Origin of the sequence: Bacillus sp. TH19 (genome assembly GCF_016651075.1) — a bacterium.
GTDB classification, from domain to species: Bacteria; Bacillota; Bacilli; order Bacillales; family Bacillaceae_G; genus Bacillus_A; species Bacillus_A mycoides.
Map to the genome: position 1 here is coordinate 38,111 of NZ_JAEKEO010000009.1, position 12,153 is coordinate 50,263.

The 12,153-nt window shown below is 31.6% G+C and carries 8 protein-coding genes and 2 pseudogenes; all 10 read left to right on the forward strand.

Features of this window, described 5'->3' with window-relative positions; translation table 11 throughout:
* Positions 1 to 244: 244 nt before the first annotated feature.
* The 10 genes and pseudogenes from JFU54_RS17745 (at position 245) to JFU54_RS17790 (ending at position 12,142) form a co-directional block, all read left to right on the forward strand.
* Positions 245 to 1,714, forward strand: coding sequence for an aminoacyl-histidine dipeptidase (locus JFU54_RS17745; RefSeq protein WP_201065729.1), 1,470 nt, complete (start codon positions 245 to 247; stop codon positions 1,712 to 1,714).
* A 359-nt stretch (positions 1,715 to 2,073) separates the two neighbouring features.
* Positions 2,074 to 2,223, forward strand: a complete 150-nt coding sequence (locus JFU54_RS17750; protein WP_002069316.1) for a hypothetical protein — start codon at positions 2,074 to 2,076, stop codon at positions 2,221 to 2,223.
* A gap of 713 nt (positions 2,224 to 2,936) precedes the next feature.
* Positions 2,937 to 3,596 (forward strand): CatB-related O-acetyltransferase, encoded by a 660-nt coding sequence (locus tag JFU54_RS17755; RefSeq protein ID WP_002185858.1) that lies wholly within the window; start codon positions 2,937 to 2,939, stop codon positions 3,594 to 3,596.
* A gap of 488 nt (positions 3,597 to 4,084) precedes the next feature.
* Positions 4,085 to 4,789: a response regulator transcription factor gene (locus JFU54_RS17760; RefSeq protein ID WP_002085517.1), complete on the forward strand. Its 705-nt coding sequence runs from the start codon at positions 4,085 to 4,087 to the stop codon at positions 4,787 to 4,789.
* Positions 4,789 to 5,775, forward strand: a complete 987-nt coding sequence (locus tag JFU54_RS17765) for a sensor histidine kinase (RefSeq protein ID WP_002127431.1) — start codon at positions 4,789 to 4,791, stop codon at positions 5,773 to 5,775. The genes JFU54_RS17760 and JFU54_RS17765 overlap by 1 nt, the downstream gene beginning before the upstream one ends.
* Positions 5,776 to 5,918: 143 nt before the next feature.
* Complete coding sequence (locus JFU54_RS17770; protein WP_002141793.1) at positions 5,919 to 6,689, forward strand: ABC transporter ATP-binding protein; 771 nt, start codon at positions 5,919 to 5,921, stop codon at positions 6,687 to 6,689.
* Positions 6,664 to 8,632, forward strand: a pseudogene (locus tag JFU54_RS17775) (FtsX-like permease family protein). The gene JFU54_RS17770 and the pseudogene JFU54_RS17775 overlap by 26 nt, the downstream one beginning before the upstream one ends.
* 32 nt (positions 8,633 to 8,664) lie before the next feature.
* Positions 8,665 to 9,398: pseudogene (locus JFU54_RS17780) on the forward strand (lipoprotein BA_5634 family protein).
* A gap of 1,142 nt (positions 9,399 to 10,540) precedes the next feature.
* Positions 10,541 to 10,693, forward strand: a complete 153-nt coding sequence (locus JFU54_RS30235) for an ATP-binding cassette domain-containing protein (protein ID WP_002017044.1) — start codon at positions 10,541 to 10,543, stop codon at positions 10,691 to 10,693.
* 687 nt (positions 10,694 to 11,380) lie between these two features.
* On the forward strand, positions 11,381 to 12,142 hold the full coding sequence (locus JFU54_RS17790; RefSeq protein WP_002032159.1) for an ABC transporter ATP-binding protein: 762 nt from the start codon (positions 11,381 to 11,383) through the stop codon (positions 12,140 to 12,142).
* Positions 12,143 to 12,153 lie beyond the last annotated feature (11 nt).

The window sequence follows — 12,153 nt, forward strand, 5'->3', positions numbered from 1 at the left end:
ATCTCCTTTAAATTATGTATTTAAAGTATGCGGTTATTTTTTAAATAGAAAAATCGATTTTGATTACAGCACTCTTACAATCTTGTAAGAGTATAGCTTATTTACACTAAATTAAAAAATATGAGGATGGAATGAATAGGTTATAATGAATTTTTGAAATCTTAAAATAAAAGTAAAATAATGAATCATGGTATAATAATAAAGGACGTACATATTATTTTGTCAATTGGAGAGGAGCTTAAAAATGTATTCTACTTTAGAACAATTAACAAAGCACCCTGTATTTTATCATTTTGCAGAAATTTCAAAGATTCCTAGAGGATCAGGTAATGAAAAAGAAATTAGTGATTACTTAGTGAGTTTCGCAAAGGAACGTAATTTAGAAGTTATTCAAGACGAAGCGTTAAATGTCATTATAAAAAAAGAAGCTACTTCTGGTTATGAGAATGTTCCAGCTATTATCATTCAGGGGCACTCTGATATGGTGTGTGAAAAAAACCAAGCGACAGTTCATGATTTTGAGAAAGATCCAATTGAATTAAGAATTATTGGAGATATGTTATATGCAAACGAAACTACTTTAGGTGCTGATAATGGTATTGCCGTTGCATATGCATTAGCATTATTAGATTCAACAGACATCCCGCATCCAGCTTTAGAAGTTGTTGTTACAACTGAAGAAGAAACGACAATGGGCGGTGCATTCGCTGTTGATTCAAATCATTTTGATGGAAAAATATTTATTAATATTGATTCTGAAGAAGATCATAAATTACTAGTGAGTAGCGCAGGTGGTGCGAAAGCAGTTGAAACGATTTCAGTGATTTGGGATGAAGCGTCAGTAGATATGGACACATACCGACTATATGTTGGGGGACTTAAAGGTGGACATTCTGGTTTGGAAATTGATAAACAACGCGGTAATGCGAATAAAGTATTAGGACGAGTTTTACGTGATTTATCACTTCACATTCAGTTTAATATGAGTGAAGTTCATGGCGGCTTAAAAACAAATGCAATTCCGCGTGAAAGTGTAGCTACAATTTTATTACGTGCAGAAGATGTACAGCAAGTAGAAGAAAAACTAAAATCATGGACACGTATGTTACAAGAAGAGCTACGTGCTGTTGATCCGGATGTTCATGTTTCACTTACAAAAGTAGAAGAAAAGGCGGGAAAAGTCTTTTCTAAAGAAACACAAAAACAGCTTATTTCTTCATTATTCTTAATTCCAAATGGTATACAAAGTATGAGCATGGATATTAAAGGTCTTGTAGAAAGCTCAACTAATTTAGGAGTTATTCAAACACTGCAAGATGAGATTAAATTACGAAGCGAAGTGAGAAGTTCTGTAAGTAGCTTAAAACAACATATTGTAGATGAAATTAAGTATATTGCGGAATTAGTAGGGGCAACATTTGAAAAAGAGTCTGAATATCCAGAGTGGCCATATAATCCTAATTCGCCTATCCGTAATTTATTCGAAAAAGTGCACCAAGAAAAATACAGCAAAGATGCTGAAATCTTCGCAGTACATGCAGGAATTGAGTGCAGTGTATTTGTTCAAAAAATGCCTGAGTTAGATGCAATTTCATTCGGTCCAGATATCTTTAATGTTCACACTCCAGATGAACATATTAGTATTTCTTCTGTTGTGAATAACTGGGGATTTTTCGTTGATGTAATGCAGGGAACGAAAGAATTAGCTAAGTAATAAAAGACGGAATAAAAAGCAGCCTAAATTTATAGGTTGCTTTTTTGTATAGAATTTTATGTGAAGCAAAATAATGGCCAAGAAATTTACCTATTGTTGATCTAAAATAAAGTTTGATAAAAAGATCTATTTTGCAGAGTATCTCTTTCTTCAACAATCGGGCCATTTAATTGAATAAGACTACACAAAAAGTCGCTTTCCCTTACCTAAGGAAAGCGACTTTTTAGATTGATTTTCCCCTTGTTATCAAGCTTTTTACTTTAAGTTCCTTTGACTAATAAGGTTTACTTAAGTAAAATAAGGTATATTATATTTGTTGAATAGATTCTCTTTAAAGATAAGAAAAGTAGGTGAACAAAGTGGGGAAATATCAATTGGATTACAAAGGTCAGGCAGCTGTGGCAAAGTTTCATGAAAAACAGACGCCTGCCAAATTTGATAAAAAGCAGCAACTTGAAAAATTGCGTGCGGAGTATTTGAAAAAGAAGCAAAAACAAACAGATAAATAATATGTTAAGTTTTTCTGGATTTTCTGTATATAGTGCAAACTAACACAAGAAAATAGGTGAGTTATTCATCGTTCAAATATATACAGGCTATTTTTTCAAACCTCTTACTTAATGAACTAACGTATGCGTTAGTTCATTAGGAATAACTAAAAAGTCGATTCCTTGAGATGGAAATCGGCTTTTTTAATAAGTGACATTTCCTTAGCGTTGTAAATCCGCATTTTCCTGACGCTACCCCAAGAAGTAATTGAGGATAATGTATCTACCACAGTCGGGCGCTTTAATTGAGTAAGGTTCACAAAATCATCAAACTTTTTTCTATTCGCTCTTTTATCAAGGTTTATTAAGTTAATTTAATCAAACTTTATTCAAAAGCTACATCTATGTAAAAGTGCTGCTGTAATATTATATCCTCTTGATAAGGAGAAAGTATTACTACACAAGTGTCATGTGAATTTCATGTACCGTAATTTAAATAAAAAAATAAAGAGTTTCAAAAAAAATATAAAATGGTTTTCTTGTCCGCATTCTCGGATTTATTATAACTTGGTTAATTTGACTTGTGTAATTTATTACGTTATGATTTTTCATTATAACTGAAAGGCTTGAAGATAATGATTCGTCGTTTGAAAAAGTTTAAAAATGTCGCTGTCGTATTAAGCTTCTAAGAAAATTGCAAAAATCTACAATACTTAGAAGCGAGGAATATAGTTATGAAGCATCCATTATTTAATCATTGGTCTGAAACAAAGTATTTAAAAGATATAGTAACAAATCCACTCATTGAAGTAGGAGAGTACTCCTATTATTCAGGGTATTATGGAAATCAAAATTTTGAAGATGGTTGTGTAAGGTATTTATGGGGCGATGCTAAGTCCCAAACACTTTTCAATCCAATTGAACAGATGGGTTGGCATCTTGATAAGCTCATTATTGGAAATTATGTTTGTATTGCAAGTGGAGTTGTCATTCTAATGGGTGGGAATCATAATCATCACGCTGAATGGATTACAGTGTATCCATTCGCTGAGCAAATCGGACAATCTTATGAACCGAAGGGTGATACAGTCATTAAAAGTGATGCCTGGATTGGTATGAATGCTACAATAATGCCTGGCGTTACAATCGGTGAAGGTGCAATCGTTGCGGCAGGATCTGTCGTATGTAAAGATGTTCCGCCATATACAATAGTGGGCGGTAATCCTGCTAAGGAAATAAAAAAACGGTTCACTGATACAGAAATTAATATGCTAATGGAAATGCGTTGGTTTGATTGGGATAGAGAATTGATTGAGAAGGCAATTCCTCTTTTATCTAGTCCAGCCATTGAACCATTATTTACTTTTTATAAAAATGAAGTGAAAAATAAATAAATCAGCTAGAAAAACTACATTCTATATGGGATGTAGTTTTTTTACTACAAAAAACTAATAGTTTAGATGAAGAAGAATTCATATTTGGTATGAGTCTAGCAAATAGTTGGATTTAATAATTGAAATTCTTAATATCCAATAAACTAACGCTAGTAGTAAAGTCTGTATAAAATAGTTGGCAATTTTAATATCTGATTAATATAGGACTTACAATATATTTTTGTGAAATTGAAATGAAGTAGCAAGTTATGTTAAATTAAACATTATTCCAAAGTCACGAAGATAAAAGTCATTAAAATATTGTGTTATGGTTTCTTATATCAACGCACTAAGTATTAAAATTTTTTGAAAAAAACAACAAATATATGCTTTGTTTTATATTAATTGCATTTAAGGATGCATGTAATATATCAACTCTATTAAATAAATTAAATATAAAAAGCCAAACGAACTTTAAAAATCACACTGCCATTAGAGGAGAGAAAGATATGAATACAATCATGATTGTAGAAGATGATATAAAAATCGCTGAATTACTGGGAACACATATTGAAAAATATGGATACCAAAGTGTTATGATAGAGGATTTTGAAAATGTTTTAGATACATTTCAAAAGATTAAACCAGATTTAGTGCTATTAGATGTAAATTTACCCAATTTTGACGGTTATTATTGGTGTCGCCAAATACGAGCTATTTCTACTTGTCCAATTGTATTTCTATCTGCAAGGAGTGGAGAGATGGATCAAGTTATGGCTTTAGAAAATGGTGGTGATGACTATATTACGAAACCTTTTTATTATGAAGTTGTAATGTCTAAAATCCGTAGTCAACTCAGAAGAGCATACGGTGAATATGCTCCTAAAGTAAAAGAACGAATAGTTGAGCAATCAGGACTATTCCTGTTCCCAGAAAGAATGGAACTTCAACTAGAAGATAAGACAATTATACTTACTAAAAAAGAAACAACTTTATTGGAAATATTGATAACAAAGTCTCCACTTCTTGTAAAACGTGAAGTGATTTTGGAACAACTATGGGATAGTTCATATATAGACGAGAATACATTGAGTGTAAATATAGGGAGAATTAGAAGGAAGTTGCAAGATTTAGGTATTGAAAATGCACTGGAGACAGTTCGTGGTGCTGGATATCGTTTGCATGCTACTTGGGAGAAGGAAGGAAAGGAATAATGAAATTATTTTTACAAGAACATATTCCACTCATTTGTTATACATTTGCCCAATTGCTTATCATTCTTTTTATATATTGGTTTGATGGTTATCCACATATTTTGACAGCATTATATTCTGTATTTTTGGGTGTTTTTTTATTAATGGGTTATCTAATATATCGTTATTATAGTCATCGTTCATTCTACAAGCGTCTATCAACACCAATGGAAACGTTAAATGAGTCAATAAAAGATAGTGATTTGACGCCATTATCAATGGCCTTAGATAAATTACTACAAACTCAATATCAATATTATCAAAACCAATTAAAAAAATGGGAACGAAAACAACAAGAACAAATGACCTTTATGAATCAGTGGGTTCATCAAATGAAAACACCTCTTTCTGTTATTGAGTTAATTACACAAGATGCAGATGACTCTCGATTTGACAGTATTAATGAAGAAACGGAAAGAATAAAAAAAGGATTAGAAATGGTCTTATATGTTGCTCGTTTAGAAACATTTGAACAAGATTTTCATGTAGACAGATTGCAATTATTGGGAATGATTGATTCTGTTATTCATGAAAATAAACGTCTGTTTATACGTAGTTATGTGTATCCACAGGTAAAAGTAGATCCGAGTCTTATTGTAGAAACAGATAAGAAGTGGTTTCGATTTATACTCAATCAAGTGCTGTCAAATGCAATTAAATATTCATCAAGTAAGAAAGAGAAAGTAATAGTATCGGCGTATTCCAAAGGACGAGCAATTATTTTGGAAGTAAGAGATTATGGAGTGGGTATCCCTACTGCGGATTTACCACGTGTTTTCCATCCATTTTATACTGGAGAAAACGGTAGAAAATTTAAAGAGTCTACTGGCATGGGATTATATCTTGTTAAAGAAGTATGTGGAAAATTAAATCATAAGATTGAGCTAGAATCTGAGGTAGATAAGGGAACAATAGTTAGAATAATATTCCCGTATGCATCTCGTTAACCGATGAAAGGTAAACTTTTCATCGGTTTTTTCTTTTGAATCTTACAAACTTGTTAGATAAATGTTAGGGAAATCGATATGAGACATACTATATATAGGTTACACTTCATGTATCGAAAAGAGAAATGGAAGGTGAAATACTTGTGGAGATACTACATGTTTCAGATTTAGGGAAAGTTTATCCTGGGAAAATTTCATATACAGCATTATCCCATATTGATTTAAAAATAAACAAAGGTGAATTTGTAGGAATTATGGGGCCATCTGGGAGTGGTAAAACAACGCTATTAAATATGGTGTCTACTATAGATGCTCCAACATCAGGAGAAGTAGTAATTCATGGAGAAAATCCATATCTGTTATCTCCAGATCAGTTGTCTTTATTTCGGAGACGTGAATTAGGGTTTGTTTTTCAATCATTTAATCTCCTTAATACATTGACAGTGAAAGAAAATATTGTTCTTCCACTTACGCTTGATGGTGTAAATCCTAGAGAAATGGAAAGGAAAGTGGAAGCTATTGCTGAAAAACTTGGGATAACTGAAATATTAGATAAACGTACGTATGAAATTTCTGGGGGACAAGCACAAAGAACCGCAATCGCGCGTGCTACTATTCATAATCCAAAATTATTACTTGCAGATGAACCTACAGGAAATCTGGATTCAAAATCAGCGCGTGATGTGATGGAACTATTGACAAGGCTTAATAAAGAAAATAGCACAACGATGATGTTAGTGACACATGATGCAATGGCTGCAAGTTATTGTGATCGAATTGTGTTTATCAAAGATGGACAGTTATACAATGAGATTTATTGTGGAGATAATCGCAAAGTATTCTATCAAAAAATTCTAGAGGTTTTAGCATTGTTAGGAGGAAATGCAAATGACTTTTCGACAGTTCGCGTTTAATAACGTCATTCGAAGTAAACGAACATATTTGGCTCATTTTTTAAGTAGTACGTTTGCTATTATGATTTTCTTTACTTATGCATTACTTGCATTTCATCCTAATTTACAAGGCGATCTTGCTACCAGTGTAACAATCAATACAGTTGCAAAGTCAGGACTACAGATATCGCAGGGGTTAATATTTTTCTTCTCATTCTTCTTTATCCTATATTCTGTAAGTGCATTTTTAAAAACAAGAAAAAAAGATTTTGGAATTCTAATGCTACATGGGATGTCACGTTCACAGTTGAATAAATTAGTATTTATTGAAAATATAATAATTGGTATCGCTTCTATTTTAACAGGAATTACAATTGGAATGGCGTTCTCTAAGTTTATCTTAATTATGAGCAACAATCTGTTAATAATTGATAAAGGACTCCCATTTTACATGCCCTTTAAAGCAATTGGAATAACATTTGGAGCTTTCTTCTTACTATTTTTATTTATTTCACTTTTCACTACTCGACTAGTAAATGTAGAGCAATTAGTAGAATTAATAAAAGCAGAGGAAAAGCCAAAGCCTGAACCAAAATCATCCTTTTGGCTATCTTTATTCGCACTTATTAGTATTGGATTAGGATATACGGCTGTTTTCCATAGTATTAACGCAATTCAGTACAAGGGTTCGAATTATGTATTATTCATGATGGGGGCAGGGGTGAGCTTTGTTGTACTTGGAACGTACTTCTTATTTACCCAGCTCAGTGTGTATGTGTTACGTGCATTAAAGAAAAGGGAAAATATTTTCTTTAAGAAAACAAACATACTAACCATCTCAGATTTAGTGTATCAATTAAAAGATAATGCAAAAATGTTTTTTATGGTCACTATTATTTCTACCGTTGCCTTCACTGCAGTGGGGACTTGTATGGGATTAGGCAACTCATCCATGGCTGAATCGGAAAGTCCTTTTGCATTTTCTTATCAGTCTTATAATAATAACCATTTAGAAAAAGAACATTTAAAAAAATAGAAAGCGAACTCCATGATGGTAAGTTTAATTTCAAACAGGTGACTTATTCAATAAAACAAATTCGAGATACTCTCTATAACAGTAATTTATTATCAACCGTTATAAAATTAAGTGATTATAATAAGTTAGCTAAGGCATTTGGTTTTGAAAAAGAAAGCTTAAAAGATGAAAATGATAGTGTTGTCATACCTTCAAGAAAAGTTGCTAATACAAAATCTAATCAAAATAACTTTCAATTGTTGTATAGAGATATAAAAAAGATATGCATGTAAATAAAATACTTACTCCGAAAGAATTACAAGATACAAGAGTAACGATAATTATTGTACCAGACGCTGTATATAATCAAATGATACCGGATCCAGAGAATTACTATTTTGAAAACACTATTAATGGTTTTATTGTGAAAGATTGGGAGAAAACAAAAAAAGTTGCGGAAAATATTGTAGCTGCTTTTCAGAAGGATAATAAAGGTATAAATGAGCATATAGTAGACAGCGAAAAATATACATTTTCGGCTTTAATTCTTACATGGATAGAGATGAGGCAAGGGTTTGGACTTGCATCTATCATGAGTGTATTAATAGGCATTGTTTTCTTTACGTTTGCCGCAAGCTTTTTATATTTCCGGTTATACACAGACTTAGAACGAAATCAGCAGCAATATAAAATGATAGCAAAGGTCGGTTTAAGCAAACCGGAATTAAAGAAAGTTGTGTCACGTCAACTTACATTGTTATTCTTTTTACCAATTTCAATAGCGATTACACATAGTACGGTTGCTTTTATGGCCTTACAAAAGTTAGCCAATTTTTCAGTCTTGGGTAGTTCAGTTATGGTATTAATTTGTTTCTTAGTTTTGCAAATTATATACTTTTACTTTGTTCGTTCTCAATACTTGAAAAAAATGTATAAAACGATTTTTTAATTCAAAAATAATTAAAAGAAGGAGAATATAGGTTGAAAAAAAGACTAAGATTATTAATAGTAGCAGGTATTTCTATTACCATGTTAGGAGCATGTTCATTATTTGGTGCAAAAGATTCTCCAGCAAATGGACTTGCAATAGAGGTTGGCGAGATAGACGAACAAACTAGAAATTCTATAATAGATTTATACAAAGATATAACTATATCAAAAGACTTATATGCAATAAAAAAAGGGACCATAGAAAATAAAAAACACAACATAAAGCTCCCAGCGGATTTTGGGGATTCTAATAATAGTGAAGTGCTATTTATAAGTAAAACAACTGCTGAAAAAATGAATAAAAAAGGGCTTATACGTGAGAGAGATAATAATAGTGGACTCACATCTTCAATTCCCCTGGATTCTTTACACAAAATAAAAAAAGATGAAATTATTTTATTTGCAAATAAAGAATATAAAGACTTGAAAGAACTAACATTTGATGAGAAAAAATGAATGTTCAATATAAAGGGGATGTATGGCTATCTCCATATCGTGGTGGATCCAACGTGATCCTATTAATTGTAGATGATACATTATTTAAAGAAATAAATGGGAAAGAAAAAACAAGACAATTTCTATCTTTTAATAAATCTTTTGGGAATCTTAATTTAGTCAATCAAGGGAAAGCACCCGAATTAAGAAAGGAAATAGATAAAGTGAATACGGCTTTAGGCACTGAGGACAAGAGAGCCGTCAATTTTGTAAATATTACAGAAAAGTAAAAAATTACGTCTATATGGATAGAACCAGCACCTTCTATATTTATTGATATTTTGTAATATTGAAAAATATAGAAGGTGCTTATTTACCTTGGAGCTGAAATGAAATTCGTTTTACTTAATTTTAAATTTTGCAATAGAATTATTCTAGCAAATAACTTTTTATGATTTACTACTTTATACGGAATTACATCGTTAAGATGTATCTCACAAATAATTTTTCCAACAGATCATGGATGTGGTGTTTAATATTTCTGTTGGTATAACAAATAATATTATTTAATATTGTTCATCGGAATATAAAACGAAATTTTAAAGAGTATCTAAATATATCAAAATAGAACGAATTCAAAATTTTATACTCAATCAAAAAAATTTATAATACACGATATTCGAAACGCTCAATGGATACGGATTTAATTTGGGGACAAGCGAGATACGTGTAAAAATATGTTATAGACTTACTTTTATTATGAATTAGATTTTATACTTTTAGAGAGCGCCATATATGCTCACTTAATGAAAATATCCTTTGTAAACTACGTATTTCCCTCTATTCCTGCAATATGTTTTTTTATTACACCTTCTATATTGCAATTTAAAAAGCAGAATGTATGTCTCGATCTACATATCAGGTGATTGGCATGGAATAACTGCTTTAAAGTTGATTCCAATAGGAATCAATATCTAATTTTGTTTTTTATTATTTGTACTAGAATCAATTATGAAATAATCTCCCCATTATGGTTTGGTTTTTATAGATTATCTTAAGAAAAATTAAGAAATATAATCAGTAGTTCTTAATATGTTTTATTTATAATTCAAATGATTACACAAAATTGTTTCTTCATTCTAAAACCGTAAATTTCTAAGTGTACAAGGGTGTTTTTAGCTTATGGGACTAAAATAATTTGAATAATATTTTATATTCTAACATGGAGGAGACCCAGGAAACTGATTTTAATGTAAAAGTTCATTTTATTACATAAGGTAAATGCAAAATTAATTAAATAGCAGTTTATTTTAAAGAAATGTAAAACGGATAATGAAAAAACAAACGTAGGAGGATATATATGATAAAACCAGTTGTAGATGTAAAAAACATTCAAAAAGTGTACGGTAAATAAGGTGAGAATCAATCACATGTGTTAAAAGTTGTATCATTCTCAATTCAAGAGGGCGAGTTTGTAAGAATTATGGGGCCATCTGGTTCTGGTAAAACAACAATATTAAATGTAATTTCGACACTTGATAAAGCAGCGTTATTAAAATTGGAGGAACGGATATTACGAAAATGAAGCAAGGTGAGCTTTCAGATTTCCGTACGTAAAAGTTAGGATTCATTTTCTAAGACTTTAATTTATTAGAGAATTTATCTATTTACGAAAATATTGTACTTCCACTTTCCCTTAAAGGTGTTCCATCACGAAATATTGGGCCGAAAGTAGAAAAGGTAGCTGATATGTTAGGAATTTTAGCAATACTTCAAAAGTATCCATTTGAAGTATCTGGTGGACAAAACAGCGTTCAGCAGTATGTGCACTTGTGCATGAGCCGGCCATTATAAAGTTTATAAAGGATGCAGCAATGATTCTTTTTTTGTGAGATGGCGAAAAGGGATTTTTTATGTGCAATTTACTATAAGGAGTTAGATTTCTGTATAGTTTTTATTTGCAATTCATTGTGTTTTCTTAACAAAACACCTAGTGCTTTCTTATCTTAAAGGGGAACATATTTATTACTTAGATTGTCTATTACATGTATTACTAAAAATGGATATTCAAATTAAATACAATAAATCCCGTTGGATACCTACTTTTATGTATTACAAAAGTATGAAAGGACTTATTATTTTGAAAAATAAAAGGATGTGTATTGGTGGTGGACAAGTTTAATACTTTTACAGATGAAGCATTGCAAGTAGAAACGAAAAAGACATAACTCAAACAGTAGCTTATCAATCATACAAACGTAGGAGGATATATATGACGAAACCAGTTGTAGACGTGAAAAACGTTCAAAAAGTGTACGGTAAAAAAGGTGAGAATCAATCACACGCATTAAAAGGTGTTTCATTCTCGATTCAAGAGGGGGAGTTTGTCGGTATTATGGGGCCATCTGGTTCTGGCAAAACAACATTATTAAATGTAATTTCGACACTTGATAAAGCGACAGGTGGTGTTATTGAAATTGCAGGAACGGATATTACGAAAATGAAACAAGGTGAGCTTTCAGATTTCCGTTCACAAAAATTAGGGTTCATTTTCCAAGATTTTAACTTATTAGAGAACTTATCTATTTATGAAAACATTGCACTTCCACTCTCCCTTAAAGGTGTTCCATCACGAAATATTGGGCCGAAAGTAGAAAAGGTAGCTGATATGTTAGGAATTTCAGCAATACTTCAAAAGTATCCATCTGAAGTATCTGGTGGACAGAAACAGCGTTCAGCAGCAGCACGTGCACTTGTGCATGAGCCGGCAATTATCTTAGGGGACGAACCAACAGGAGCTCTTGATTCTAAAAATGCAACGAGTTTACTTGATGCCATGACAAGCTTAAATAAAGAGAAAGGTGTATCTATTATGATGGTTACACATGATCCGTACAGTGCAAGTTACTGTCAGCGTATTTTATTCATTCAAGATGGTGAGCTATATAAAGAAATTCATCGCGGTGGTATACGTGAAGAGTTCTATAAAGAAATTTTAGACGTACTTGCAGATTTAGGCACACAAAAAGCGTAAGAAAAGGGGTT